General features: G+C 62.8%; 27 protein-coding genes. 20 read left to right on the top strand and 7 right to left on the bottom strand.

From position 1 onward, the window contains the following. Window positions 1-45 precede the first annotated feature (45 nt). Window positions 46-711 carry a GntR family transcriptional regulator gene (locus AC1RZR_RS25240; RefSeq protein WP_379095887.1) on the top strand — a complete coding sequence of 222 codons (666 nt, stop codon included), beginning with the start codon at window positions 46-48 and terminating at the stop codon, window positions 709-711. A gap of 103 nt (window positions 712-814) precedes the next feature. After that, window positions 815-1,075 (top strand): DUF982 domain-containing protein, encoded by a 261-nt coding sequence (locus AC1RZR_RS25235; RefSeq protein ID WP_109668581.1) that lies wholly within the window; start codon window positions 815-817, stop codon window positions 1,073-1,075. 55 nt (window positions 1,076-1,130) lie between these two features. On the opposite strand, the gene AC1RZR_RS25230 is transcribed toward AC1RZR_RS25235, so the two are convergent. Continuing rightward, window positions 1,131-1,283, bottom strand: coding sequence for a hypothetical protein (locus AC1RZR_RS25230; RefSeq protein WP_111545757.1), 153 nt, complete (start codon window positions 1,281-1,283; stop codon window positions 1,131-1,133). A gap of 196 nt (window positions 1,284-1,479) precedes the next feature. On the opposite strand from AC1RZR_RS25230, the gene AC1RZR_RS25225 reads away from it, so the two are divergent. Together AC1RZR_RS25225 and AC1RZR_RS25220 are read left to right on the top strand one after the other, a co-directional pair. Then, the gene (locus AC1RZR_RS25225; protein WP_477275628.1) at window positions 1,480-2,451 is read left to right on the top strand and encodes a glycosyl transferase family 90; all 972 of its coding nucleotides are present in this window, start codon (window positions 1,480-1,482) and stop codon (window positions 2,449-2,451) included. A gap of 149 nt (window positions 2,452-2,600) precedes the next feature. Beyond that, window positions 2,601-3,572, top strand: a complete 972-nt coding sequence (locus AC1RZR_RS25220) for a glycosyl transferase family 90 (protein ID WP_477275626.1) — start codon at window positions 2,601-2,603, stop codon at window positions 3,570-3,572. A 46-nt stretch (window positions 3,573-3,618) separates the two neighbouring features. On the opposite strand, the gene AC1RZR_RS25215 is transcribed toward AC1RZR_RS25220, so the two are convergent. Then, window positions 3,619-4,662, bottom strand: a complete 1,044-nt coding sequence (locus tag AC1RZR_RS25215; protein WP_481826331.1) for an aldo/keto reductase — start codon at window positions 4,660-4,662, stop codon at window positions 3,619-3,621. Window positions 4,663-4,924: 262 nt separating this feature from the next. Between AC1RZR_RS25215 and ppk2 the strand changes: the two genes are divergently transcribed. Further along, window positions 4,925-5,845, top strand: a complete 921-nt coding sequence (gene ppk2, locus AC1RZR_RS25210; protein WP_477275622.1) for a polyphosphate kinase 2 — start codon at window positions 4,925-4,927, stop codon at window positions 5,843-5,845. Between the two features lie 35 nt (window positions 5,846-5,880). Here ppk2 and AC1RZR_RS25205 read toward each other — a convergent pair whose 3' ends face one another. From AC1RZR_RS25205 to AC1RZR_RS25190, 4 genes are all read right to left on the bottom strand, one after another. Next, window positions 5,881-6,525 carry a dihydrofolate reductase family protein gene (locus tag AC1RZR_RS25205; RefSeq protein ID WP_481826330.1) on the bottom strand — a complete coding sequence of 215 codons (645 nt, stop codon included), beginning with the start codon at window positions 6,523-6,525 and terminating at the stop codon, window positions 5,881-5,883. Window positions 6,526-6,727: 202 nt separating this feature from the next. Continuing rightward, entirely contained in the window at window positions 6,728-7,759 is a 1,032-nt protein-coding gene (hemB, locus tag AC1RZR_RS25200) for a porphobilinogen synthase (protein ID WP_481826329.1), read from the bottom strand. A 78-nt stretch (window positions 7,760-7,837) separates the two neighbouring features. Next, a complete protein-coding gene (locus AC1RZR_RS25195; protein ID WP_481826328.1) occupies window positions 7,838-8,665 on the bottom strand; it encodes a DUF8605 domain-containing protein in 828 nt (275 codons plus the stop codon). Between the two features lie 80 nt (window positions 8,666-8,745). Beyond that, window positions 8,746-9,627, bottom strand: coding sequence for an NAD(P)H-binding protein (locus tag AC1RZR_RS25190; RefSeq protein ID WP_481829114.1), 882 nt, complete (start codon window positions 9,625-9,627; stop codon window positions 8,746-8,748). A gap of 180 nt (window positions 9,628-9,807) precedes the next feature. Between AC1RZR_RS25190 and AC1RZR_RS25185 the strand changes: the two genes are divergently transcribed. From AC1RZR_RS25185 to AC1RZR_RS25170, 4 genes are all read left to right on the top strand, one after another. Beyond that, window positions 9,808-10,851, top strand: coding sequence for an enoyl-CoA hydratase/isomerase family protein (locus tag AC1RZR_RS25185; RefSeq protein WP_481826327.1), 1,044 nt, complete (start codon window positions 9,808-9,810; stop codon window positions 10,849-10,851). Further along, the gene (locus AC1RZR_RS25180; RefSeq protein ID WP_481826326.1) at window positions 10,848-11,270 is read left to right on the top strand and encodes a DUF6163 family protein; all 423 of its coding nucleotides are present in this window, start codon (window positions 10,848-10,850) and stop codon (window positions 11,268-11,270) included. The genes AC1RZR_RS25185 and AC1RZR_RS25180 overlap by 4 nt, the downstream gene beginning before the upstream one ends. Window positions 11,271-11,508: 238 nt before the next feature. Continuing rightward, window positions 11,509-12,024, top strand: a complete 516-nt coding sequence (ldtR, locus tag AC1RZR_RS25175) for a transcriptional regulator LdtR (RefSeq protein ID WP_379027411.1) — start codon at window positions 11,509-11,511, stop codon at window positions 12,022-12,024. 292 nt (window positions 12,025-12,316) lie between these two features. Next, window positions 12,317-12,631, top strand: a complete 315-nt coding sequence (locus tag AC1RZR_RS25170; protein ID WP_481826325.1) for a hypothetical protein — start codon at window positions 12,317-12,319, stop codon at window positions 12,629-12,631. A gap of 24 nt (window positions 12,632-12,655) precedes the next feature. Here the strand turns inward: AC1RZR_RS25170 and AC1RZR_RS25165 are convergent, their stop codons facing one another. Next, window positions 12,656-13,189 (bottom strand): hypothetical protein, encoded by a 534-nt coding sequence (locus AC1RZR_RS25165; protein WP_481826324.1) that lies wholly within the window; start codon window positions 13,187-13,189, stop codon window positions 12,656-12,658. A gap of 372 nt (window positions 13,190-13,561) precedes the next feature. Between AC1RZR_RS25165 and AC1RZR_RS25160 the strand changes: the two genes are divergently transcribed. The 11 genes from AC1RZR_RS25160 to osmF all read left to right on the top strand — a co-directional run bounded on the left by AC1RZR_RS25160 (window position 13,562) and on the right by osmF (window position 24,581). Then, window positions 13,562-14,815, top strand: coding sequence for a L,D-transpeptidase family protein (locus AC1RZR_RS25160; protein ID WP_379095850.1), 1,254 nt, complete (start codon window positions 13,562-13,564; stop codon window positions 14,813-14,815). Window positions 14,816-14,959: 144 nt separating this feature from the next. After that, the gene (locus tag AC1RZR_RS25155; protein ID WP_481826323.1) at window positions 14,960-16,606 is read left to right on the top strand and encodes a Na+/H+ antiporter; all 1,647 of its coding nucleotides are present in this window, start codon (window positions 14,960-14,962) and stop codon (window positions 16,604-16,606) included. 175 nt (window positions 16,607-16,781) lie between these two features. After that, window positions 16,782-18,095 carry a serine hydroxymethyltransferase gene (gene glyA, locus AC1RZR_RS25150; RefSeq protein ID WP_481826322.1) on the top strand — a complete coding sequence of 438 codons (1,314 nt, stop codon included), beginning with the start codon at window positions 16,782-16,784 and terminating at the stop codon, window positions 18,093-18,095. A 70-nt stretch (window positions 18,096-18,165) separates the two neighbouring features. Next, entirely contained in the window at window positions 18,166-18,819 is a 654-nt protein-coding gene (locus AC1RZR_RS25145; protein ID WP_481826321.1) for a hypothetical protein, read from the top strand. A 165-nt stretch (window positions 18,820-18,984) separates the two neighbouring features. Beyond that, window positions 18,985-19,464, top strand: a complete 480-nt coding sequence (nrdR, locus tag AC1RZR_RS25140; RefSeq protein ID WP_481826320.1) for a transcriptional regulator NrdR — start codon at window positions 18,985-18,987, stop codon at window positions 19,462-19,464. A 2-nt stretch (window positions 19,465-19,466) separates the two neighbouring features. After that, window positions 19,467-20,585 (top strand): bifunctional diaminohydroxyphosphoribosylaminopyrimidine deaminase/5-amino-6-(5-phosphoribosylamino)uracil reductase RibD, encoded by a 1,119-nt coding sequence (gene ribD / locus AC1RZR_RS25135; protein WP_481826319.1) that lies wholly within the window; start codon window positions 19,467-19,469, stop codon window positions 20,583-20,585. 11 nt (window positions 20,586-20,596) lie between these two features. Beyond that, window positions 20,597-21,214: a riboflavin synthase gene (locus AC1RZR_RS25130; RefSeq protein WP_477275596.1), complete on the top strand. Its 618-nt coding sequence runs from the start codon at window positions 20,597-20,599 to the stop codon at window positions 21,212-21,214. 101 nt (window positions 21,215-21,315) lie between these two features. Further along, window positions 21,316-21,771, top strand: coding sequence for a 6,7-dimethyl-8-ribityllumazine synthase (locus tag AC1RZR_RS25125; protein WP_481826318.1), 456 nt, complete (start codon window positions 21,316-21,318; stop codon window positions 21,769-21,771). A gap of 5 nt (window positions 21,772-21,776) precedes the next feature. Beyond that, on the top strand, window positions 21,777-22,277 hold the full coding sequence (nusB, locus tag AC1RZR_RS25120) for a transcription antitermination factor NusB (RefSeq protein ID WP_256750781.1): 501 nt from the start codon (window positions 21,777-21,779) through the stop codon (window positions 22,275-22,277). Beyond that, a complete protein-coding gene (locus AC1RZR_RS25115; RefSeq protein WP_481826317.1) occupies window positions 22,274-23,491 on the top strand; it encodes an MFS transporter in 1,218 nt (405 codons plus the stop codon). Before nusB ends, AC1RZR_RS25115 begins: the two co-directional genes overlap by 4 nt. Before the next feature lie 178 nt (window positions 23,492-23,669). Beyond that, complete coding sequence (gene osmF / locus AC1RZR_RS25110) at window positions 23,670-24,581, top strand: glycine betaine ABC transporter substrate-binding protein OsmF (protein WP_477275589.1); 912 nt, start codon at window positions 23,670-23,672, stop codon at window positions 24,579-24,581. The last annotated feature ends 47 nt before the right edge of the window (window positions 24,582-24,628 follow it).

Here is a 24,628-nt window from a genome sequence, read left to right as displayed (position 1 = left end):
CAGCAAGCCGCTCGCCGGCAACGGGCCACAGAAACGGAAACGACAATGTCGCAGATGCAGAGCGTCGAAAAACAGCTTCGGCAGATGATCCTCGGCCTCGAGATCGGCCCCGGCGAGAAACTGACCGAGCGCTGGATCGAAAGCCGCTTCGGCGCGTCGCGAACCCCGGTCAGGGCCGCGCTGCTGCGGCTCGAGACCGAGGGCCTGGTCGGCAGGGACGGCCGTGGCTGGACGGTGTCACCGATCAACCTTGCCGAGCTCGAGCAGATCGCCGTCTACAGGGAGGCGGTCGAGCTTGCAGCGCTTCGCCTGACATGCATCCTGGCGGACCGGAGCGCCGTCGATGTCATCCAGGCCATGCTCGACTCCTGCGACACCGACACGCCGCGCGAGGAATGGCATCGTGTCGGCATGGATTTCCACATCGAGCTGGCACGCCTGTCTGGCAATGAGTTCCTCTTTCGTGCGGTCCGCGATGCCATGACCCGCCTGTCTCGGGCCCGCTGGCTGGAGGTTCGCGACGAGGCGGCGCTTGCTCGTGCCTGGGCCGAACATGGCGCCATTCTGGCGGCGACCCGCCTTGGCGATGCCGATGAAGCCACGCGCCTGCTTTCGGCCCACATCGTCGGCAGCCGCGACCGGCTGGTGACGTCGCTCGCCAACGACCGGCGTGGCCTTCGCGCCAGGGGCTTTGCGGTCGTCGCCGCTTAGTTCGCTGCAAAGGGCAGGGCAATCGCCGCGCAAAAGGCGGCGTCAGGGCGCGGCGTGCACTTTCGGCCTCGCTTCACAGACGCCGATGGCGTAAGGAGCGGCGATGGAAAACAACCGATTTGAAACACCTGTGACTGTGAAGTCAGTCGCGGCGGGAAGCACTCAGCTCTTGCGCACGGCCCGTGAGGCTTCCGACTACCTCCTCAACAACTGGCCCGGCAAGCGCAGCCCCAAGCATCGCGCGGCCCTGCAGGCCTGTCATGATGCATTGGCCGGCGACAAGCCGGCGATGAACGCCAGGCGCGCCTTCATTGCGGCAGCGCGCGAAGTGGACGTCTTTGTCAGCGACAAGGCCCCGGCCTGATACAAGGCGACAATCTGGAATGAGGCACGGGCCCGCATGCGCGGGCCTTTTGCCGTCACTTTGCCGTTTCGGTTTCGGTTTCGGTCTCGTCTTCGGGCTTTGAACGCTCTCGCGCGGCAACCTTGGCCGCCAGCTTCTCGGCCTTCTTGGCCGCCTTCTGGCGGTCGCGTTCCTTGCGTTCGTGATCGTAGTTTGGTGGTCGCGCCATATCGGCTCCTTTTCACTGCCTCGCGGCTCTGGTCCTGCCTAGGAGCATTAGCCGTCAAACACAACAGCTGAAGCGATAGTGCCCGGTCGTTCGCGTCGATGACGGTCCGGGGCTTGCAAGATGCGCGGCACAATGGTGTAGGGAGAGCCGGGGCACCAACATATTGCGAGCTGCCCATTGTTTGATCAAGTGATCGATGGCCACAATTGCGCGAACGACTGCTAAGGTTTTCTATTATGTGCGAAATTTCGCGCGCGACGCCGTCCCACAGGAATTGTTTCGCCGGCAACTGGCGAACAGGCTCAAAAAGGCCAGGCTCACGGACAGCTCGGTTCGCCATAGGCTGAATTACTACAACAAGCTGCACGATGCCTTTGTGCCCAGCGCGAATGCCGTGCGCATCGGCAAGCTGCCTTTTGACCCGACAATGTACTATTACGACCTGAAGGAATTTGCCCGCTACTTCGATCCGTCATTGCTCGTCGATGTGGAATTCGGCGACATCGTCGAGGTGCCGAAGGTGCCGTCGATCGTCAAGGATCGGCCTATCCGTGCGCAAGACAGCAATGCGGTCATCATGAAGCTCGACAAGTTTCGTCATTTCCACATGCCTGCCGACGCAACCGCATTCGCCGACAAGCTCCCGTCCGTGGTCTGGCGCGGTGATCTCAACAACCCGATACGGACGAGGTTTCTGGACGCAGTGCGCGACTTGCCGTTCTGCGACGCCGGCTCACACAAGCCGAATGCGCCGGTCGCGTATAGCAAACCCTATCTGAGCATCGGCCAGCATCAGCGCTATCGCTATATCGTCTCGCTCGAAGGCATCGACGTGGCGACCAACCTCAAATGGGTCATGAATTCGAACTCGCTCTGCCTGATGCCGCCACCGACATACGAGACATGGTTCGCGGAAAACCAGCTCGAGGCTAACGTCCACTATGTGCCACTCGAAGCGGATTTCTCCAACCTTTCGGAGCGCGTGGCATACTTCGAGCGCCATCCGGCGCAGGCCGAACGCATCATTTCTGCTGCGAATGCCTATTGCCGGACATTTACCAACGAGCAGGCCGAGCAGGCAATCTCCCTGCTCGTGCTCTACAAATACTTCGTGCTCAGCGGCCAGATCAAACCCGACGCCGAGGTCTGGCGTTATATCATGGGCTAGCGGCCGGCGGGCATCGTCCGCCGGTTCCCCATCCAGATCAGTGTTCACGCGCCGCGTCGGGTGTCCGCAGATGCGTGGCACGATAGGCCCGAGGGAACAACAACAGCCACCGTTTGTTTTGATCGAGGTTTGTTTTGATCAAGTGAATTATGGCCACCATACAGCGAACGACGGCAAGGGTTTTCTATTATACGCGAAACGTCATGCGCGATATCGCGCCGCAAGCACTCTTCCGACGGCGGCTGGCGAGTCGCCTCGAAAAAGCCCGGCTTCCGGACGGATCGGTTCGCCAGCGGCTAAATTACTACAACAAGCTGCAGGACCCATTTTCGCCCAGCCCGGCTGCGGTGCGTATCGACAATCTGCCGTTTGCACCGAGCACGTACTATTACGACCTCAAAGAGATTGCCCGGTATTTTGACCCCAAATTGCTCATAGACTTGGAATTCGGCGATGTTGTCGATGTGCCGAAGGTGCCGTCGCTCGTCAAGGATCGGCCGATCCATGCCGACAACAGCAATGCGATCATTCTGAAATTCAACAAGTTCCGGCACTTCCACATGCCTGCCGACGCAACCGCGTTCGCCGACAAGCTCCCTGCCGTGGTCTGGCGCGGCGATCTCAACAATCCGATACGGACAAGATTTCTGGATGCCGTACGCGATCTGCCGTTCTGCGACGCCGGCTCACACAAGTCGTACGCGCCGGCCGAGTACCGCAAGCCATTTCTCAGCATCGGCCAGCAGCAGCGTTATCGCTACATCGTCTCGCTCGAAGGCAATGACGTGGCGACCAACCTCAAATGGATCATGAACTCGAATTCGCTCTGCCTGATGCCCACGCCGACATACGAAACATGGTTCGCGGAGAAGCAACTCGAGGCCAACATCCACTATGTACCGCTCGACCCGGATTTTGCCGACGTTGCCGAAAAGGTGCGCTATTTCGAACAACACCCGGCAGTGGCCGAACGCATCATTGCCGCGGCGAATGCCTATTGCCGGACATTCACCGACGAGAAGCACGAGCAGGCGATCTCCCTGCTCGTGCTCTACAAATACTTCGTGCTCAGCGGCCAGATCGAGCCTGATCCCGAGGTCTGGCGCTACATCACGGGTTAAGTGCCGGGCCGGCGTCGTCCGCCGGGTTCCTCGTCGAAATCTGGGGTCACACGCCGCTGCGGTCGAGAACCAGATCGGCGGCGCCGAAGCGGTCCTTTGCCGTCAGCTGCTGGTGCCAGTAGGGGTAGAGCACCGGCGGCCGGCTGACCGCGTCGAGGCGTTCACGCTCCTCGCCGGTGAGCACGAGGCTTGCCGCCGCGATGTTGTCCCGGAACTGCGTTTCGCTCCTGCCGCCGATCACCAGCGAACTGACCGCCGGCCGGCCGAGCAGCCAGGCCAGTGCCACCTGCGCTGCCGACACGCCGCGCTGCGAGCCGATCTCCACAAGGACGTCGACGATCCGCCAGAGCCGGTCCTCGTCGCGGATCGGCGGTTCGGACCAGCCGGCGAGCTGCCGGGCGGTGGGGCTGTCGCGGCGGTATTTGCCGGACAGCAATCCGCCGGCAAGCGGGCTCCAGACCAGCACGCCGAGCCCCTGGTCGACCGAAATCGGCAGCAATTCATATTCCGCCTCGCGCGCTTCCAGCGTGTAGTGGATCTGCTGGGTGACGAAGCGCGGCTGGTGATGGCTGTCGCTGATGCCGAGCGCCTTCATCACTTGCCAGCCGGAATAATTCGAGCAGCCGACATAGCGGATCTTGCCCTGGGCAACCAGCGTGTCGAGCGCGGCGATGGTTTCCTCGAGCGGTGTCGTGCCGTCCCATTCGTGCAGGAAGTAGATGTCGATGACGTCGGTCTTCAACCGCTTCAGGCTCTTCTCGCATTCGCGGATCAGGTGATAGCGCGACAGGCCTTCGTCGTTCGGACCGTTGCCGATCCGCATCCGCGCCTTGGAGGCGATCAGCACGTCGCCCTTGCGCTTGCCGCCGAGTGCTTCGCCGATGATCTCTTCCGAAATGCCGTTCGAATAGACGTTGGCGGTGTCGATGACGTTGATGCCGGCATCGATGCAGAGATCGATCATCCGGCGCGCCTCGTCGAGATCGGTCTTGCCGACAGCCGAAAACGCGCCGGCGCCGCCGAAGGTCATCGTGCCCATGGTCAGTGTCGAAACTTTCAAGCCGGAACGGCCGAGGGTGCGGTATTCCATGTCAGTCCTCGCGATTGCATTGGGGAAAGGGGCTTTGGGGAAAGATATTTGTAGGACAATTTAGACCGCTCGTCGACATGCCACGGCGACGGATCGATCATGCCTCGCGGGATTTGCTGCGGCGGCCATCGTGCTCAGTCTGCAATAAAACCGTCATTGCCGGTCTATATTGAAGTCGGCTCAGGTGTTGCCACTCCGGGACGCAGGCCAGGGGTTGGGCGCCGGACGTGGATCGACACGGCTTGCAAGCGGAGCAGCTGAAATGACCGAGCTAAAACAGAATTCTCCCGCCAGGGACTGGCTTGAAGCCGAACTCGCCGACACGCTCGATGAAGACTATGAGCTCGAAATGTCGGAGCCGGCGCTGTCGATGGAGATCGCGAAGATCTACAAGAACTCGCATCCGCCTTCGATCGATCGGATGCAATATTTTCGCGACCTGATCACCTTGCAATCCGAATTGATCAAGCTGCAGTCCTGGGTCGCCTATCACAAGAAGAAGCTGGTGGTGGTCTTCGAGGGCCGCGACTCTGCCGGCAAGGGCGGTGTCATCAAGCGCATCACTCAGCGGCTCAATCCACGCATCTGCCGTGTCGTCGCCCTGCCGGCGCCGACCGAGCGCGAGAAGTCGCAATGGTATTTCCAGCGCTATGTGCCGCATCTGCCAGCCGGCGGCGAGATCGTGCTGTTCGACCGCTCCTGGTACAACCGCTCCGGCGTTGAACGGGTGATGGGTTTTGCCCAGCCCGATCAGGTCGAGGAATTCTTCCGCGACGTGCCGGAGTTCGAGCGCATGCTGGTCCGCTCGGGCATCACCGTGGTCAAATACTGGTTCTCGATCACCGACGAGGAGCAGCAGATGCGCTTCCTGATGCGCATCCACGATCCGATGAAGCAGTGGAAACTCTCGCCGATGGACCTGCAGTCGCGCGTGCGCTGGGAGCAGTACACCAAGGCCAAGGAAGAGACCTTTGCCCGCACCAACATTCCGGAGGCGCCCTGGTTCATCGTCGAGGGCAACGACAAGAAGCGGGCGCGGCTGAACTGCATCGACCATCTGCTCAAGCAGATGCCGTATGAAGAGGTGCCGCACGAGGAGATCACGCTGCCCGAGCGCGTCTTCAATCCTGAATACGAGCGCCAGACGCTGCCGCGCGAGCTCTACGTGCCGGAAAAGTACTGAGCGTCTCACCGTCCCCACATGAGGGAGAGCGAAACCTAGGCACGCTTGATGATCACGTGGGTGGCGAGCGGCGTGGCGACCTGCTCGCTGCAGAGATAACCGAGCCTGGGCATGTCCAGTCCGGCAAAAAGGTTCTCACCGGCACCAAGCAGCACCGGCGAGATCGCCAGATGCATCTCGTCGATCAGCTTCTCCTGGAGATATTGCTGGATGGTGGTGACGCCACCGCCGACCCGCACGTCCTTGCCATCAGCCGCCGCCTTCGCTTGCTCAAGCGCCGAATGGATGCCGTCGGTGACGAAGTGGAAGGTCGTGCCGCCCTCCATGACGATCGGTTCGCGCTTATGATGGGTCAGCACGAAAACCGGCACATGGTAGGGCGGGTTGTCGCCCCACCAGCCTTTCCAACTGTCGTCGCGCCATTCGCCGCGGATCGGCCCGAACATATTGCGGCCGAGGATCCAGGCGCCGACATTCTCGAAGCTGCGCGCCGCAAAGTCCTCGTCAGTGCCGGTCGCACCGCCTTCCTCGCCGAACATCTTGCGGAAGGTGCGGGTGCTCCAGGCCCATTTGTGCAGGGCTTCCCCGCCGACACCGAGCGGATTTTGCAGGTCTTGGTCGGGACCGGCGCCGTAGCCGTCGAGCGACAGGGTGAATGCGTTGACGCGAAGTTTGGACATAAAGTCTCCTCCATAACCAGTTGTGCAAGCAGTAGCAAAGTGATTGCGATTTGCAAGCGGTTTTTGTGGATGCAGCAAACCGCAGCCGATTGGTCCAACGACCTTCGCTCGGGCTCCCGTCCGGAAGCCGGCAATTGTTCATGGAGATCGAGGAGGTCGCCGGCATTGCCCGCTGCGACCGGCCATCGGTGGGAAGAGAAAACTATCCCTTCAGCATCGTCGCCACTTCAGGCGCGAAATAGGTGAGGATGCCGTCGCAGCCGGCGCGCTTGAAAGCGAGCAGCGATTCCAGCATCGCCTTTTCGCCATCGATCCAGCCATTGGCGGCGGCCGCCTTGATCATCGAATATTCGCCCGACACCTGGTAGGCGAAGGTCGGCATCTGGAATTCGTCCTTCAGCCGCCGGATGATGTCGAGATAGGGCAGGCCGGGCTTGACCATCAGCATGTCGGCGCCTTCGGCGATATCCTGTTCGGCCTCGCGCACCGCTTCGTCCGAATTGGCGTGGTCGATGTAATAGGTCTTCTTGTCGCCCTTGAGTAGCCCGGCGGTGCCGACCGCCTCGCGATAAGGGCCGTAGAAGGCCGAGGCGAATTTGGTCGCGTAGGACATGATTGCCACGCCCTGGAAGCCGTTGGCGTCGAGCGCGTCGCGGATGGCGCCGATGCGGCCGTCCATCATGTCGGACGGCGCGATGATGTCGGCGCCGGCCGCCGCCTGGATGACGGCCGCGGCGGTTACCTGTTCCACCGTCTCGTCATTGACGATGATGCCGTCGCGCAGGATGCCGTCATGACCGTGACTGGTGAACGGGTCGAGCGCGGCATCGGTGATGATGCCGATCTCCGGCACAGCGTCCTTGATCGCCCGGGTGGCGCGGTTGATGACATTGTCGGGGTCGAGGATGTGCGAGCCGGTCTGGTCGCGCAGCGCGATGTCGACATTGGGGAAGGTGGCGAGTGCCGGAATGCCGAGCTTTGCCGCGCGCTCGGCCTCCTTGACGGCGAGATCGATAGAAAGGCGGAAAACGCCCGGCATGGCGGCGATCGGCTCGCGGACATTCTTGCCGTCGACGACGAAGATCGGCCAGATCAAATCGTCGACCGTGAGCCGGTTCTCCTGCACGAGACGGCGCGACCAGTCGGCCTTACGCATGCGGCGCAAGCGGCGGCTGCCGGTGATGTCGTCGACGCTGCGCGCGCCGGCTGGCTTTGTCGGAGTGAATTTGTTCATCGCCAAAACTCTCGTTCGGCGGCTTTTTACCACGAGCCCTTGCTGCTGACCAATGCGACACGTTTGTGCCAGGCCGTCCTAGGGTTGCCCATTGCCTGACAGAATCTGCGCCGCGCCCCTAATCGCGACACGGAAGGCCTCGTCGAAAGAGACACCACGCACCTGCCAGGTGTAGGCCCTGCCGCCCATCGCCAGCCGCCAGTCGGCGATCCAGCCAAATTCCTTGTCGCTCCAGACGATGCTGCCGAAAAGCGCCTGATCGGCGCCGGCCTTTGTCGCAACCGTATCCAGCTTCGCCATGTCGGTGTCGCGCAGCGTCTTGTCATCCAATCCGGCCTGCGACAGCAGCGCTGTCGTGGGGAAGGCTAACTGCATGGCCAGCGGCAAGGCGGCATTGCCGAACGATTCGCGCATCAATTCGCCGCGCTCGTCATCGGCATCGAGCGCGAAATGCCGGATGCCTTGCTCGGTTGCCAAGAAAACCGCCAGTCGTGGCCGCTCGGTCAGCCATGGCTTGCTGCCGAGCGAAGCCAGGACCGGATCGATCGTCGCCGGCGTGTATTGGCAATAAAGGTCGTGCGGCCGGTCGTGGGTGCCTTGTTCGTCATGCACCGATATGCCTTCCATGCGGTCGCGGTAGCGGAAGCTGGTGACAAAGCTGCTGGCCTTGTCGCGCAGCCCCGTCATCTCTGGTTTTGCCGTCAGGCGCTGATCACCGGAAACCCTGACCAGAACCGCATCGAGGCAGATCTTGAAGCCGGCCTGGCGGTTCGGCTCGCCCTGGCCGGTGACGATGGTCTGTGATTGGTAGAGGTCGTCGATATCAGCCGCCCTGGCCGGACCATTGGCGGCGTAGAGGGCCAGCAGGCCACCCAGAACAAGGGCAAGGCCCAAAAACTGCGGCATGGCTCACCGTCCGGTTCGAGGGTTTGTCGGCCAATCTCTAGCACCGGGTGTCGCTGGTGGCCAAGACCGCGCTCCGCCGCTCAGTTTTGACTTTGGCCCGCGGATCCGGACGCGGCGGCCTCCTCAACGAATTTCCTGAAGTCGGTTGGAGGGTCGCCGGTCAAATGCTGTTGCGCGTCCGTCACCCTTTGGTAGCGGCCTTCTTCTATCGAACGGCACAAGGTCGAAAAGGCATGCGGCCATGGGTCCTCCATCGCTGCCCAAGCGCGCTGAAGATAGTCGGCGGGCGAACAGGCAATGAACTCAAGCGGGCGGCCAAAGGCCAAACCGGCGGCCCCGGCGAGGTCGTGAAACGACAGCGGCCGGGGTCCCGTCAGTTCATAGGTTTTTCCAGCGTGCTTCATGGCTGACGCGACCACGGCAGCCGCTGCCAACGCAACATCTTTTCTTGATACAGGCGCAATCCGCCCAGCGCCCGTGGGGAGCGAAACGACCCCGGACGAAAGGGCCGGCTTGATCCAGCTATCCAGAACCAGATCCGAATACAGGCCGCATCTCAGGATCGTCCAGGCGCACCCGCTTTCACGCAGCCTGCGCTCCGCGTCCCTGTAGATGGGCGTGAAATAGAACGGCGAGTCCGCATCGATATCGATGATGCTGGTGAAGACGATTGACGGTACGTTTCGGGAAACGGCCGCCTCCATGGCATTGGCGTGGTGACGAAGGACATCCCGGCCGTCGCCGTCGCTCGAGACGAGCAGCAGCGTCGAGACACCTTCGAATGCCCGCAACAAACTTTTCGGATCATCGTAGTCCGCGACCCGCAACGGCATGTCGGCAGGCACGCTCGCCGCACGCGTGCTGGCGTTCCTGACCATGCCGACCGCCGGCAAGCCCTGGCGCGACAGCGCCGCAAGCACCTTGCCTCCGACAAATCCCGACGCTCCGGTCACAAGGATCATGCGTTCGTCCTGAGCCTCACAGGCAGACACGTTGCACCCATTTGGCCGGGGTGCAAAGGATGGTGCCTTGCCTCTCCGAGATCCAAACAGGCGCACGACGGCAGCGCTTGGCATTGACGCACCCATGCGCCACGCTTTAGCACTTCAGTCCCGGCGGCGCGGGGGAGGGATTCTTTCACGATGGATTTTGGCGGAGGCGACGAGATCCGCTTTGAACATCTGGGCCGGGCCGGCGTCGTCACGTTGACACGGCCGCAGGCGCTCAATGCCTTGACGCACCGCATGATCAGGGCGCTCGACGCGGCTCTTTCCGCCTGGGAGGCCGACCAAGGTGTCGATGTCGTCGTCGTCAAGGCCGAAGGCAGGGCGTTTTCAGCGGGCGGCGACATCCTTCATGTGTATGAGACCGGCAGGGCTGGAAAGCCGCCGGTCGATTTCTTCGCCGATGAATACCGGCTCAATGCCCGCATCAACGGCTTCAAGAAACCCTACGTCGCCCTGATCGACGGCATCGTCATGGGCGGCGGCGTCGGCATCTCCTTCCACGGCTCGCACCGAGTGATGACCGAGAATGCCCAGTTCGCCATGCCGGAGGTCGGTATCGGCTTTTTCCCGGATGTCGGCGCCAGCCATTTGCTGCCTGATCTCGGCGGCTCCTTCGGCATGTATCTGGCGCTGACCGGCAATCGTATCCGCTATGGCGACGCGCTGTGGTCGGGCTTGGCCACCCACACCATCAAGGCCGAGGACCAGGGCAGCTTCCTTGACCGGCTGACGCTGACCGGCGATCCGGAATCGGTGCTGCGCGGTTTCTTCGTTCAGGCAAGGCGGGAGACCGACAGGCCGACGCTGGAGGCGATCGTCCGTCATTTTTCACAACCGTCTCTCAACGCCGTCATCGACAGCCTGGAACGGGCGGCAGGCGCCGACGAGTTCGCGGCAAAGGCGCTGGCGACGATTCGGACACGCTCGCCGACCAGCCTGCGCGTCGCCTGGCGCGAGATCAGCGCCGGGCTGACCTTGTCCATGGATGCTTGCATGAAGATGGAGTTCCGCATCCTCAACCGGATGCTCGCCGGCCATGATTTCTACGAAGGCATCCGCGCCGTCATCATAGACAAGGGTTCGAAGCCGCAATGGCGGCCAGAGAGCCTGGATGCGGTCAGCGAGGCGGATGTCGACGCCTATTTCGCCTCGCTAGGCGACCGGGAGCTCGACCTGTGAGCGAGGTGACCTCGAGACGCGTCGTGCTGCAGCCCTCGGGCGTGGAGGTGATCTTCGCCTGGTTCCAGCGCGTCATATCAGGCTATTGCCTGCTGTTCGGCATTCTCTACTGGATCAAGCTGATCGGGTTCTATCCAGGCCCCCTATGGCGTTTCGACCTGATGCCCGTGCACTGGCAGGTGGCGGCGGTGGTGCTCGCCGTGTTCTTCCCCTTTGCCGCCGCCGGCCTGTGGATGCTGGCCTCCTGGGGGCCGGTCATCTGGTTCATTTGCGCGGTGACCGAGGTCGTCATGTATGCCGGGTTTCCCGAACTTTTCGGCCACCGCATACTCATTGTCATCTCGCATGCGGCGGTGGCGCTGCTCTATATCGTATTCCGGGTGATCATCTGGCTGCAGAAACGACCGGTACGGCACTAAGCCCTTGAGCACATTGGCGGCCTGGCGGCGGCCTGGATTCAGCCCCGCAATTGTTGGCGAAATCTTTAGGTTAATTGTCCTTGCTTGGGTGACCGTTCGTTAAGCCTCTTCCGAAACCTCTTAGCGGTAAGCTCTTGTTAGCCCTAGCGTTTAAGTCGAATTTTATGAGTATTCGATAGTGTCGCGATCAAGGTGAAAAACAAAAAATCACCAGGGCGACAAACGAGAGGCAAAGACAATGATCAATTCGCGTCCGGCGGCGAAGACCGCCAACGTATCCGACGACCGCCGCGAGGCTATCCGCTCGCTGTACATGGAATCGCTGCAGCTTGTAGAGCGGCTGCACCGCCGCCTGCTTGACGTGATCAAGGACGAATTCGACCGCAACGGCCGTTCCGACATCAATGCCATCCAGGCGCTGCTGCTGTTCAACATCGGCAATTCCGAGCTGACCGCCGGCGAGCTGCGTTCGCGTGGCTACTATCTCGGCTCCAACGTCTCCTACAATCTGAAGAAGCTGGTCGACCTCGGCTTCATCAACCATCAGCGCTCGCGCATTGATCGCCGTTCGGTTCGCGTCTCGCTGACCCCGAAGGGCAACGAGGTGGCGGACGTCGTCGCCGGCCTCTATGAGCGCCATGTCGGCTCGATCGAGCAGGTCGGTGGCATCAACACCGAGGAATTCAAGCAGATGAACCGTGCCCTGCAGCGGCTCGACCGCTTCTGGAACGATACCATCGCCTACCGGATGTAACCGGCACACCGGATCCGGCCCGCGCCAAAGAAGCGCGGCCGAAATGTCGACCTCTGGTCAAGGCCGGTGCCGAAGGGCATCGGCTCTTTTCTTTTCCCCATCCCAACTCTTCCCGATCCCCAAGCCCAGGCGCGCCCGGTCGGCACCATCCCGCCAGGTTTGCTTTCGCTGCGGCAGTGCCTAATGTCATGGCTTGGAGGGGGCGCATGATGGACCTGGGGAAACGCTCGAGGATTTGCTCGGTTGCCGCAGCGCTTTTGTTGGTCTCGCAAACGGCTTTCGCCGAGGAGTGGTGGCAGGATTTTTCGCCGCGGAAGGCAGCGCTCCCTGTGACAACAATGACTCGATCGTGACGTTTACCGGCAAGGCAGTGGAGATGTGGGAGGTCGGCTGCACCTTGGACAAGGTTCAGAAGATCAACCGCCTGGATGTCGTCATCCTGGACATGACGTGTACCGACGGTGAGAGCGCGGACAAGAGACGGGAACTGTTGCTCAAACTGGAGGATAGCAAAGTCCTGCGCTATCCCCAGCACGAGGTGTTGCAACGATGTTCGGAATTGAAGGCGCAGCCAAGCCCGGACACAAAAGTTGAAACTCCACGCTGAGGGATCATGAGATGGTCAGCAGGATCACTGCCTCAGCGGGCAGAATTTCTCGTGAAAATACGCAAGCGCCTGTTCGGCCTGGCGCGGCTCGCCGAAGAACGGGCCGGTCGCTTCTGGCTCACTGGTCAGATCGCAGCTGCCGTCGGTGTCGGTCGTACAACTCTTGGTCAGCCCCTTGAGCGAGATGGTGGCCGGCGGATTGTCGAAGCCAATGGCCGTGACGGCACTCAAGTCCAGCGTGTAGGTTAGGCGATAGTAGGGTTCGCCATCCTCCTCGAACTGCTGTTCGGCCTTGTAGCTGCACGCGCTGAGCTTCGTCACCGTAAACCTCAGCGTTTCGGTTCTGTCGCCGACCTCGTTGGGGCCAGTGCTGGTGAAGACCGCCGGCGATCGGGAAACCTGCTTCAGCGGTTCGTCGACCTGCTGCCCATATTTGGGGATCGCGCCCTGTTCCAGGCCGTGCACGAAATAGGCGACCGTTTCCTCCGGCGTCGGAGCGCTGCCGCTCGGAGCTGCGGCCAATGCGAAGGCCGCGACGACTGAAAGGACACCAGGCATGGTCTCGTTCCCTGTGTTGGGCGAGCTTGTCAGTGTATCATCAAGGGTTGGTGGTTCATCGGTCGATATTGGGCCTACGATCGCGGATCGGTGCCGAAAGAGCACTGGCCTTTCATTTCGCTGCGTCGACCGGGCCAAATTCGGACGGAAGCCACGTTGCCGCCATATTCCAATGGGACCGAGGATGCCGGTGATGCTGTGGTGAAGGCCGTGCGTTCACCCGGAACCCGTATCGCGGCTCGAGCGTTTGTGGCCGAACTGATACGGACATGGTTGGCTAATTGTTAAGATTGCCAACTTTAGAGTACGGGCAAAATCGCCCTGATAACCGAATGCAGCAGATCGAACGCTACAAGAATGTCTGGAACGTCCATGAGAACCAGCCGCCGTTTTTTCCTTTCCGGAGCCTCCGCGCTCGCAGCCGCGATGGTCGCCGGCGGCGCCAATGCGCAGGATGTGATCGGTGATATCCTGAAATCCTCGGCGCGCGGCAATTGGGATGACCAGTTCGACGCCCGCGCCAGCGAGGGCGGCAAGGTGGCCTCGACGCTGCCGATCTTCAGCGCGCAGACCGTGGCCTTTACCGAGCAGGCAGTGGCGCAATATCAAAACATTGCCGCCCAGGGCGGCTGGGTAGAGGTCCCGGCGACCAAGAAGCTGCAGCTCGGCGTTGATGACCCGGATGTCGTGCCGTTGCGCAAGCGCCTGATGGTCTCTGGCGACCTGTCGCAGAGCGCCGGAATTTCGACGGCCTTCGATTCCTATGTCGACTCTGCGGTCAAGCGCTTCCAGTTGCGTCACGGCCTGCCCGCCGACGGCTCCATGGGCAAATACACCTACTTGGCGATAAACGTTTCGGCGCAGATCCGGCTTGGCCAGTTGCAGACCAATCTGCAGCGGCTGAAGGAGAAGGCCGGCACGTTGGGCAGCCGCTATGTTCTGGTCGACATTCCGGCCGCGCAGGTCGAAGCCGTCGAGAACGACCGCGTCGTGCTTCGCCACACCGCGATCGTCGGCAAGATCGATCGTCAGACGCCGATCGTTAATTCCAAGATCAACGAGATCATCGTCAATCCGTACTGGAATGCGCCGGTCTCGATCGTGCGCAAAGATATCATTCCGCTGATGCGGAAGGACCCCAATTACCTGAAGGACAGCCATATTCGCCTGTTCGCGCCGGACGGCAGCGAAGTCGACCCGCTCAATGTCGACTGGTCGACCGACGACGCCGCCAAGTATCGCTTCCGCCAGGATCCGGGCGCGGGCAACGCCATGGCCTCGGTGAAGATCAATTTCCCGAGCCCGGACGGCGTCTACATGCACGACACGCCGCAGCAGAGCCTGTTCGGGAAGATGATGCGCTTCGATTCCTCGGGCTGCGTGCGCGTGCAGAATGTGCGCGACCTCGTCACGTGGATCCTGCGCGACACGCCCGGCTGGGACCGCCAGCATTTCGAGGCGGCGATCAAGACCGGCGAAAACACGCCGATCCAGATCACCAACCCGGTGCCGGTGCATTTCCTCTATCTCTCGGCCTGGTCGACGGGCCCTGGCGTCGTGCAGTTCCGCGACGACGTCTACGCGCTCGACGGCGCCAACGAGCTGCAGATCACCTCGTCGCTTTAAATATCTGATTCTTTTACAGAAAAGGTCGCCGGTCAGGGCGACCTTTTTCGTTGCTCGGGTCCCGTTGCGTTTTTAGCGGGAGAGGGCGGCTGGACGGATCGGCCGGCTTTGCGCATGGTCGGCGGACAAGTCTGGAACCGGACCATGGATGTCGCCGTCTTCATTCTGGTTGTGCTCGTCTTCGTCGCCGTTTCCGGCGCGCTGGTGCGCCTTGTGCGGGTGCCGTTGCCGGTGCTGCAGATTGCCATAGGCGCCGCACTCGCCTGGCCGGTGCGCGGCATCCATGTCGAGATCGATCCGGAACTGTTCCTGCTGGTGTTCATTCCGCCGCTGTTGTTCGGCGATGCCTATGGCGCGCCTAAGCGTGAATTGCTGGCGCTGCGCGGACCAATTGTCGACCTCGCCATCGGGCTTGTGTTCTTCACCATCGTCGGCTTCGGCTACGCCCTGCACTGGCTGGTGCCGAGCATTCCGCTGGTCGTCGCTTTCGCGCTCGCCGCGGTGCTGTCACCGACCGATGCGGTGGCCGTGTCCTCGATCGTCGACAGGAACCTGGTTCCGGCGCGGCTGATGCACATTCTGGAAGGCGAGTCGCTGCTCAACGACGCTTCGGGACTGGTCATGTTCCGCTTTGCCGTGGCGGCGGCTCTGACCGGCAGCTTTTCGTTTGCCGCGGCATCCCTGAGTTTCCTCTATGCCGTTGCCGCCGGCATCCTGATCGGCGTGGCGGCATTGTTCGTCGCTGCCAAGCTGCTGCAATTGCTCAACCGCATCGGCGGCGTGCCGGCCGAGGCGCAGGTGCTGGTGATGATCCTGCTGCCCTTCATTGCTTATCTCGGCGCCGAGCACATCGGCGCTTCCGGCATCCTGGCGGCGGTCACTGCCGGCCTGCTGACCGGGGGCTCCGGCGTGTTTCGTTTCCTCGGCGTCTCGGCGCGCATGCAGACGATGTCGCTGTGGACGACGCTTTCCTTCGTTTTCAACGGCGCTCTCTTCATCGTGCTCGGACTGCAGCTTCCCGACATCATCCGCCATGTGCCGCCTGAACTGATGAACCTGCACCCGATCGTCCAGCCGGTCGCGACCGTCATCGCGCTGACGCTGTGCCTGATCGCGCTACGCTTTCTGTGGATCTGGGTCGGCGATATCGCGGCTGGTATCGCGGCGCGGCTGGGCAAGCGCAAGGCGGAGCCGTTTGGGCTGCGCGTGCGGCTCGCCGGTTCGGTGGCCGGGGTGCGCGGCGCGATCACGCTGGCCGGCATCCTGTCTCTGCCGCTCGCCTTGCCTGACGGTTCGCCCTTTCCGGCGCGCGACCTGGTCATCTTCCTCGCCGCGGGCGTCATCATCTGCTCGCTGGTCTTCGCCAGTCTCGCCTTGCCGAAGATCGCCAGCGGGCTGGTCGAGCCTGGAGAGGATGTCGGTGCCGCCGAGGAGCGGCTCGCACGTGTCGGGGCGGCCAAGGCGGCCATCGCCCGCATCGAGAGCATCGCCGCAACCGACACCGAAGATGGAGGCGAGGTGCCCGGCGCCCGGCTGGCTGCCGCCGACAACATTGTCGCTGGCTACCGGCGCCGGATTGCTGCCTCCGACGAAGCCGATGAAGCGCGCGCCAAAGCACGCGAAGCCGGTCGGCTGGAACTTGAGCTCAGGCTCGCCGGCATCGAGGCCGAACGCGGGGCCGTTCGCGCCATGTTGCGCAGCGGCCAGATCAACGATCATGCGGCACGGGCGCTGTTCACCGAGATCACCCTTACCGAAGCCTTGCTGAAGGGGCGGCAGGATCGGAAATAGCCCACTCGTTGCCTCGTTGGCGCAATCCGGCCAGCAAATTTCGCGCCGCAAACGTGGCGGGGCGAAAACAACTGTGTTAATGGCGCGGCGAATGCATGTCGCCCAAAAGTGTGCAGCGGTTTGGGACAACGACATGCATAAATCAAAATTGCCCCCGAACCGAGGATTTCAGGCCATGGCAACAGCAGCGGCAGTGTCGAACAAATTCGAATCCTTCTTCGAGACCACGCTGGCCGACGCCGATCCGGAGATTTTCGGCGCCATCCGCAACGAACTCGGTCGCCAGCGCCACGAGATCGAATTGATCGCCTCTGAAAACATCGTCTCGCGCGCCGTGCTGGAAGCGCAGGGCTCGATCATGACCAACAAATACGCCGAAGGCTATCCGGGCAAGCGCTACTATGGCGGCTGCCAGTTCGTCGACGTCGCCGAGGAACTGGCCATCGAGCGTGCGAAAAAGCTGTTCGGCTGTAACTTCGCCAACGTCCAGCCGAATTCCGGCAGCCAGATGAACCAGGCCGTGTTCCTGGCGCTGCTGCAGCCCGGCGACACCTTCATGGGCCTCGACCTCAATTCGGGCGGCCATCTGACCCACGGCTCGCCGGTCAACATGAGCGGCAAATGGTTCAAGGTCGTTTCCTATGGCGTGCGCCAGGACGACCACATGCTTGACATGGATGCGATCGAGAAGACCGCCCACGAGACCAAGCCGAAGCTGATCCTAGCCGGCGGTACCGCTTATTCGCGCGTCTGGGACTGGAAGCGTTTTCGCGAGATCGCTGATGCGGTTGGCGCTTATCTGATGGTCGACATGGCGCACATCGCCGGCCTGGTGGCGGGCGGCGTACATCCGTCGCCGCTGCCGCATGCCCATGTGGTGACCACGACCACGCACAAGTCGCTGCGCGGCCCCCGTGGCGGCATGATCCTGTGCAATTACGAGGACATCGCCAAGAAAATGAATTCCGCGGTGTTCCCCGGCCTGCAGGGCGGCCCGCTGATGCATGTCATCGCCGCCAAGGCGGTGGCCTTCGGCGAAGCACTGAAGCCGAGCTTCAAGGTCTACGCCGAGAGCGTCGCCGCCAACGCCAAGGCGCTCGCCTCCAGCCTTAAGGAAACCGGTCTCGATATCGTCTCCGGCGGCACCGACAACCATCTGATGCTGGTCGACCTGCGCCCCAAGAACGCCACCGGCAAGCGCGCCGAGGCAGCGCTCGGCCGCGCCAACATCACCTGCAACAAGAATGGCATTCCGTTCGACCCGGAAAAGCCTTTCGTCACGTCAGGCGTGCGTCTCGGCACGCCGGCCGGCACCACGCGTGGCTTCGGCCAGGCCGAGTTCCGCGAGATTGGCAAGCTGATCGCCGAAGTGCTGGATGGTCTGAAAGTCGCCAATTCCGACGAAGGCAATGCTGCTGTCGAAGCGGCGGTCAAGGCCAAGGTGGTGGCGCTGACCGACCGTTTTCCGCTCTACCCCTATCTCGGCTGACGAGATTGAGGTCTCATCATCTTGCCGCGACGACAAGCGTCGTCGCGGCAAGCCTGCGGCAGGAGCCTTGATGATGCGAATTGTTCGTCTCGCCGACTTTGCCGTCGCTGGCACCCTGGCTGCTTTGATTGCCTTGCCGTTGTCCGGCATAGCCTTGGCACAAACCGCCCCCGCTCAAACCGCGCCGACGCAGCCCGCACCTGCCCAGGCCGCGCCCGCGGCACCCGCCCCGGCAGCCCCCGAGCTCGAAACTTTCGGCAGATGGTCGACGCTGGTCGACGAGGTCGATACCGGCGAGGACATCCGCAAGACTTGCGCGGCGTCGACCGCCTTTATCGGTGCCGGTGGCGAGAGCGGCATCCTGACGCTCATCATCACCAACGGCGATGCGCTGCCGCCGGATGCCTACCCGTCCCTGACCATTGCGGTCGATAATATGGGCTTGCCGACCGGCAAGTCGGTAGCGGCCACCTTCGGCGATGACAAGGGCCACATCACCGCGAAGCTCCATTCCGATGCCGCCGTCAATGGCCGGCTCAGCTGGATCGTGGACAATCAGGCCAAGACCAGCCTGGCGCTCTTGCGTGTCATGCGCCGCGCATCGGCGCTCGATGTCTCCTTTGGCGACGCGCCGGTTGGAAGCATATCCATGGACGGCTTCACCAAGGCCTATCGCAGTCTCGGCACATCGTGCGGTTTTCCGACCACCGACGTTGCCCCCTGACGGCATCGGCACGCTGTCCGGCTGCTTTGGCGACGCTGGCAATCTTGCTTGCGCCTCGCTATCTCTCAGGGGCAAGGGGCGAGGGGCTGTTGCCGATACTTTGCCATCGTTGCAAAAACCTCTAAGCCTTTCGCCTCACCAGATTCGCCAACCAAAGGCTTCTCCATGCGCTGTCCCTATTGCCAGTCAGAAGATACGCAGGTGAAGGATTCGCGCCCCGCCGAGGATGGCGCGGCGATCCGCAGGCGGCGAGTCTGCCCCGATTGCGGCGGCCGCTTCACCACCTTCGAGCGCGTGCAACTGCGCGACCTCGTCGTGGTCAAGAAATCGGGTCGCAAAGTGCCGTTCGATCGCGACAAGTTGTTGCGCTCGGTGGAGATTGCCGTTCGCAAGCGCAATGTCGATCCCGAGCGCATCGACCGCGCCGTGACCGGCATCGTGCGCCAACTCGAAAGCTCCGGCGAGACCGAAGTGGCTTCCGGCGAGGTCGGCCGGCTGGTCATGGAAGCGCTGAAGTCGCTCGACGATGTCGCCTATGTCCGCTTCGCCTCGGTCTACCGCAACTTTCGCGAAGCCAAGGACTTCCACGAATTGCTCGGCGAGCTCAAGGGGGACGAAATCAAGGGTGAAGAGGACGTCAGCTGAGCATGACGGCACGCGACAGACAGTCCGAACTTGATCGCCGTTTCATGGCGGCGGCGCTCCGCCTTTCGCGGAAAAATGCCGGGCGCACCGCGACCAATCCTTCCGTAGGCACGCTGATCGTGCGCGACGACGGCAATGGCCCGATGATTGTCGGCACCGGCGTGACCGCTGTCGGCGGCCGCCCGCATGCCGAGACCGAGGCGTTGGCCGAGGCCGGCGCGCTGGCGCGCGGCGCCACCGCCTATGTCACGCTGGAACCTTGCGCCCATCATGGCCGCACGCCGCCTTGTGCCAATGCGCTGGTCAGCGCCGGTGTCGCGCGCGTCGTCGGCGCTGCCAGCGACCCCGATCCGCGCGTGTCCGGCAAGGGCTACGCGATACTGCGCGCCGCCGGCGTCGAGGTCGTCGAGAAGGTGTTGGCGGCGGAAGCCGCCGAACAGATGGCCGGCTATCTGATTCGATCGTTGAGAAAGCGCCCCGAAGTAATTCTCAAGCTTGCCCTTTCCAGTGATGGCAAGATCGGCAGGCAAGGCGAAGGGCAGGTGTCGATCACCGGCGATGTCGCCCGCCGCGAAGTGTATCTCATGCGGGCCGAGGCCGACGGCATACTGGTCGGTATCGGCACGGCACTGGAGGATGATCCGGCTCTGACGGTGCGCTTGCCGGGGCTGGAGAACCGTTCGCCGGCCCGCATAGTGCTCGACCGGCAGATCAGGTTGCCCGAGGCCTCGAAGCTGGTTTCGGGCGTGGACCGGGTGCCGCTCTACGTCGCCGCTTGCCTGGAAGCCGATCCGCATCGGCGGACCATGCTGGAACGCGCCGGGGTGCGCTTCATCGGCACAGAAACGCATGAAGGAGGCGTAGCCCTGCCGGAATTGCTCGAGGATCTGGCCGCGCTCGGCATGGCCAGCGTTCTGGTCGAGGGCGGCGCCAAGGTGGCGAGCGCTTTTCTGGCCGATGGGCTGGTCGACCGCATCGTGCTGTTCCGGGGGCCGGAAGCGATCGGTCGTGACGGCATTGCATCGCCCATCGATGCTGACCATATCCCGGCAGGATTTCGCAAGCTTCGCGAGATGCGTTTCGGCGAAGACAGCTATGCCGAGTGGATCAGAGACATTTAGGATCAACACCGATGTTTACCGGAATTGTCACCGATGTCGGCACTGTCGCGGCCGTCGAGCCGCTCAGGGAAGGGGTGGGGCTGCGCATCGACACCGCCTATGACCCCGAGACGATCGCCATTGGCGCTTCGATTTCCTGCGGCGGTGTCTGCCTGACGGTCACCGCCTTGCCCGACAGCGGCTCGAACGCGCACTGGTTCGAGGTCGAGGCCTGGGAAGAAGCGCTCAGGCTGACGACGGCGATGGGCTGGAAAGCGGGCACGCGGATCAATCTGGAGCGGGCGCTGAAGATCGGCGACGAACTCGGCGGTCACATCGTTTCGGGCCATGTCGACGGCATGGCCGAGATCGTCGAGCGCAAGGACGAAGGCGATGCGGTGCGTTTTACCCTCGAAGCACCGCGCGATCTGGCGAAGTTCATTGCGCCAAAGGGCTCGGTCGCGCTCGACGGCACCTCGCTCACCGTCAACAAGGTGGAAGGCACGCGCTTCGACGTGCTTTTGATCCACCACTCACTGACCGTGACCACCTGGGGCGAGCGCCAGGTCGGCGACCGCGTCAATCTGGAGATCGACACCATGGCCCGCTATGCGGCGCGCCTGGTGGAGGCCGCGAAAGAGGGGCTCTAAGCGGTTACCCGGGAATTTCGACCCAAGGTCACCTTCGGAAAGCTTGCGAACTCGTCGGCTTCGGCCTAAGTCACCGGCTCCGCCGGAGACGTGACGTAAAAATGCCCAGGAACAAGAAACTCAAGCTGCTGATCATCGAAGCCCGCTTCTATGATGATCTGGCGGACGCGCTGCTCGAAGGCGCCAAGGGCGCGCTCGACGAAGCCGGCGCCAAGTACGATGTCGTCACTGTGCCAGGGGCGCTGGAAATTCCGGCCGTGATCTCCTTCGCGCTCGATGCCGCCGAGGGTGAGGGCACCGATTATGACGGTTTTGTCGCGCTTGGCACCGTGATCCGGGGCGAGACGCACCATTTCGATATCGTCGCCAACGAATCGGCACGCGCCTTGATGGACATGTCGGTGCAGGAATTGATCTGCATCGGCAACGGCATCCTGACAACCGAGAATGACGAGCAGGCCTGGACGCGCGCCCGGCGCACGGAAGGCGACAAGGGTGGTTTTGCAGCGCGTGCCGCGCTGACCATGATCGCCGTCAAGAAACGGCTCGGAGCCTGACCGGCGTGACGCAATCCGGAGACAAGGACCGACCACCGGTGCGCCAGGCCAACAAGCGCGGCGCTGCCCGGCTGGCCGCTGTGCAGGCGCTCTATCAGATGGATGTCGCCGGCAGCGGCGTCTTCGAGATCACCGCCGAGTACGAGGCCTTTCGTCTCGGCAAGGAAGTCGACGGCGCGCTCTACCGCGAGGCCGACGCACAATGGTTTCGCGCTATCCTCGCCGGTGTCGTCGAGAACCAGAAGACCGTCGATCCGATTATCCGCCAGGCACTGACCGAGGACTGGCCGCTGTCGAGGCTTGATTCGACGCTGCGCGCCATTCTGCGCGCCGGCGTCTATGAGCTGATGAAGCGCGAGGATGTCCCGGTCGCCGTCATCGTCTCGGAATATGTCGACATCGCCAAGGCCTTCTACGAGGAAGACGAGCCGAAGCTGGTCAACGCCGTGCTTGACCGTGTGTCTCGCCGGGTGCGTGGCGAGGGGCGCGGCAAGGACGCATCGTGACGGCAATCGTCGTCGAGGCGGCCAGGGAGGCGCGTCGCACCGCCCTGATCCTCGCCGCCTCGCAGGCGATCATCGGCTCGGCGGCACCCATCGCCATCTCCATGGGGGCGCTGGCCGGGCAATATCTGCTTGGTCCCGACAAGTCATTGGCGACGGCGCCGATCACCGGCTTCAACATCGGCGTGGCGCTCGGCGCGCTTCCTGCAGCGGCGATCATCCGCGGCATGGGCCAGCGCGGCGGCTTCATGACCGGCACGATCGTTACCGCGCTTGGCGGTCTGGTCGCTACAGCAGCGCTTTTCCACGGCAGCTTCTGGCTGTTCGCCTTCGGCCTGCTGGTGATCGGCGTCGGCGGCGCTTTCGTCCAGCAGTTCCGTTTCGCCGCCGCCGACAATGCGCCGCCCGAGTTCAAGGCGCGCGCCATCTCCTTCGTGCTGGCCGGAGGCATCGTCACCGCCATTCTCGGGCCGCAGATCGTCATCTTCACCCGTGAATCCTTCGCGCCGGTGATGTTTGCCGGTTCGTTCGCCGCCATCCTGCCGCTGGCCGCGGCCGGCGCCATCATCCTGTCGTTCCTGCGACTGCCGGCGAAGGCATCCGGCAGGGTGGAGATCGCCGACAGCGACGCAAGATCGTTGGCGGAAATCGTCACGAAGCCGCGCTTCGTCGCCGCGCTGTTCTGCGCTGTCGGCAGCTACGCCCTGATGAGCTTCGTCATGACGGGCGCCCCGCTGGCCATGGTTGGTTGCGGACTGTCGGAGGACGATGCGACGCTCGGCATCTCCTGGCACGTCATGGCGATGTTCGCGCCGAGCTTCTTCACCGGCTCGCTGATCCATCGATTCGGCGCCGAACGCATCGTCGCCATCGGCCTAGTCCTGCTCATCGGTTGCGCCATCGTCGCTTTGTCGGGCCTGGCGCTGTGGCAATTCTGGACGTCGCTGATCCTGCTCGGCCTTGGCTGGAATTTCAGCTTCATCGGCGCCACGGCGATGGTGGCGGCCAGCTATCGGCCGTCGGAAAAGGGCAAGGTGCAGGGCTTCCACGACTTCGTCCTGTTCGGCTCCGTCGCCTGCGCTTCGCTGATGTCGGGCATGGTCTACAATGCCTGGGGCTGGACCATGCTGAACTGGATGGTCTTCCCGGTCGCCGTACTGTGCTTCGTCGCCCTCGGTGCGCTCAAGCTGACGGGCATTCGCAAAGCCGACGCGTGATCCGGATTGCCGTTTGACCTGACACGATGCTGTCAGCATGGCCTCGGCGAAGCCGCCGCTGGCCGAACAAAATTATTGCGCCCCTCCCCATTGTTATGAAACCGTATGCCCCGACGGGGCGTTGAAGCCATGCTCATATGCGGCCGCCGCATTCCGGTTCACAGCAAGGGATTTCACAATGTTTTCAGTCAAGGTCTTGGCCAGCGCGGCATTGGCGCTCGGCATCACGGCGGCCTCCGCCAGCGCCCAGGTGGTTGTCTCTTCGAAGATCGACACCGAAGGTGGCGTGCTCGGCAACATCATCCAGCTCGTTCTCAACGCCAACAACATCAAGACGTCAGACCGTATCCAGCTCGGCGGCACCCCGGTGGTCCGCAAGGCGATCACTGCCGGCGAGATCGACATCTATCCGGAGTACACCGGCAACGCCGCCTTCTTCTTCGAGAAGGCCGACGACCCGGTCTGGAAGGATGCCGCCAAGGCCTATGAGACGGCCAAGAAGCTCGACTACGACGCCAACAAGATTGTCTGGCTTTCGCCGTCGCCGGCCAACAACACCTGGGCGATCGCGCTACGCAAGGAGGTCGCGGAGACCAACAAGCTCGCCACGCTTTCCGACTTCGGCAAGTATGTCGCGGGTGGCGGCCAGGTGGTGCTCGCGGCATCCGCCGAGTTCGTCAATTCCGCGGCAGCACTTCCGGCCTTCCAGACCACCTATGGCTTCACGCTGAAGCCGGACCAGTTGATCACGCTCTCCGGCGGCGACACGGCGGCAACCATCGCAGCCGCCGCCAACCAGACCAGCGGGGCGAATGCCGCCATGGTCTACGGCACCGATGGCGGCATCGCGCCGTCCGGGCTCGTCGTGCTCGACGACGACAAGGGCGTGCAGCCTGTCTACCAGCCGGCGCCGATCATCCGCGAAGCGGTGCTGAAGGAACATCCCGAGATCGAGACGCTGCTGAAGCCGGTTTTCGCCAAGCTCGACCTCGTCACGCTGCAGGATCTGAACGGCCGCGTGCAGGTCGGCGGCGAGCCGGTCAAGGGCGTCGCCGAGGACTTCCTGAAGAAGAACGGCTTCCTGAAGTAGGACGATTCCGGCGCGCCGCATTCGTGGCGCGCCGGATCGACTGACGG

The organism is Mesorhizobium bavaricum (assembly GCF_056781655.1).
Note: the sequence above shows the minus strand (reverse complement) of the source record. Positions and strands in the feature narration are given on the sequence as shown.

What these genes read in the sequence shown, in the direction of transcription:
- AC1RZR_RS25235 (WP_109668581.1), top strand. Translation starts at nt 815, where the DNA reads ATGGAAAACAACCGATTTGAAACACCTGTGACTGTGAAGTCAGTCGCG.
- glyA (WP_481826322.1), top strand. Translation starts at nt 16,782, where the DNA reads ATGGCAACAGCAGCGGCAGTGTCGAACAAATTCGAATCCTTCTTCGAG.
- AC1RZR_RS25130 (WP_477275596.1), top strand. Translation starts at nt 20,597, where the DNA reads ATGTTTACCGGAATTGTCACCGATGTCGGCACTGTCGCGGCCGTCGAG.
- AC1RZR_RS25190 (WP_481829114.1), bottom strand. Translation starts at nt 9,627, where the DNA reads ATGATCCTTGTGACCGGAGCGTCGGGATTTGTCGGAGGCAAGGTGCTT.
- AC1RZR_RS25125 (WP_481826318.1), top strand. Translation starts at nt 21,316, where the DNA reads ATGCCCAGGAACAAGAAACTCAAGCTGCTGATCATCGAAGCCCGCTTC.
- AC1RZR_RS25205 (WP_481826330.1), bottom strand. Translation starts at nt 6,525, where the DNA reads ATGTCCAAACTTCGCGTCAACGCATTCACCCTGTCGCTCGACGGCTAC.
- ldtR (WP_379027411.1), top strand. Translation starts at nt 11,509, where the DNA reads ATGATCAATTCGCGTCCGGCGGCGAAGACCGCCAACGTATCCGACGAC.
- AC1RZR_RS25240 (WP_379095887.1), top strand. Translation starts at nt 46, where the DNA reads ATGTCGCAGATGCAGAGCGTCGAAAAACAGCTTCGGCAGATGATCCTC.
- AC1RZR_RS25145 (WP_481826321.1), top strand. Translation starts at nt 18,166, where the DNA reads ATGATGCGAATTGTTCGTCTCGCCGACTTTGCCGTCGCTGGCACCCTG.
- hemB (WP_481826329.1), bottom strand. Translation starts at nt 7,759, where the DNA reads ATGAACAAATTCACTCCGACAAAGCCAGCCGGCGCGCGCAGCGTCGAC.
- ppk2 (WP_477275622.1), top strand. Translation starts at nt 4,925, where the DNA reads ATGACCGAGCTAAAACAGAATTCTCCCGCCAGGGACTGGCTTGAAGCC.
- AC1RZR_RS25195 (WP_481826328.1), bottom strand. Translation starts at nt 8,665, where the DNA reads ATGCCGCAGTTTTTGGGCCTTGCCCTTGTTCTGGGTGGCCTGCTGGCC.
- AC1RZR_RS25225 (WP_477275628.1), top strand. Translation starts at nt 1,480, where the DNA reads ATGGCCACAATTGCGCGAACGACTGCTAAGGTTTTCTATTATGTGCGA.
- ribD (WP_481826319.1), top strand. Translation starts at nt 19,467, where the DNA reads ATGACGGCACGCGACAGACAGTCCGAACTTGATCGCCGTTTCATGGCG.
- AC1RZR_RS25155 (WP_481826323.1), top strand. Translation starts at nt 14,960, where the DNA reads ATGGATGTCGCCGTCTTCATTCTGGTTGTGCTCGTCTTCGTCGCCGTT.
- AC1RZR_RS25215 (WP_481826331.1), bottom strand. Translation starts at nt 4,662, where the DNA reads ATGGAATACCGCACCCTCGGCCGTTCCGGCTTGAAAGTTTCGACACTG.
- AC1RZR_RS25230 (WP_111545757.1), bottom strand. Translation starts at nt 1,283, where the DNA reads ATGGCGCGACCACCAAACTACGATCACGAACGCAAGGAACGCGACCGC.
- nrdR (WP_481826320.1), top strand. Translation starts at nt 18,985, where the DNA reads ATGCGCTGTCCCTATTGCCAGTCAGAAGATACGCAGGTGAAGGATTCG.
- AC1RZR_RS25160 (WP_379095850.1), top strand. Translation starts at nt 13,562, where the DNA reads ATGAGAACCAGCCGCCGTTTTTTCCTTTCCGGAGCCTCCGCGCTCGCA.
- AC1RZR_RS25165 (WP_481826324.1), bottom strand. Translation starts at nt 13,189, where the DNA reads ATGCCTGGTGTCCTTTCAGTCGTCGCGGCCTTCGCATTGGCCGCAGCT.
- AC1RZR_RS25220 (WP_477275626.1), top strand. Translation starts at nt 2,601, where the DNA reads ATGGCCACCATACAGCGAACGACGGCAAGGGTTTTCTATTATACGCGA.
- osmF (WP_477275589.1), top strand. Translation starts at nt 23,670, where the DNA reads ATGTTTTCAGTCAAGGTCTTGGCCAGCGCGGCATTGGCGCTCGGCATC.
- AC1RZR_RS25185 (WP_481826327.1), top strand. Translation starts at nt 9,808, where the DNA reads ATGGATTTTGGCGGAGGCGACGAGATCCGCTTTGAACATCTGGGCCGG.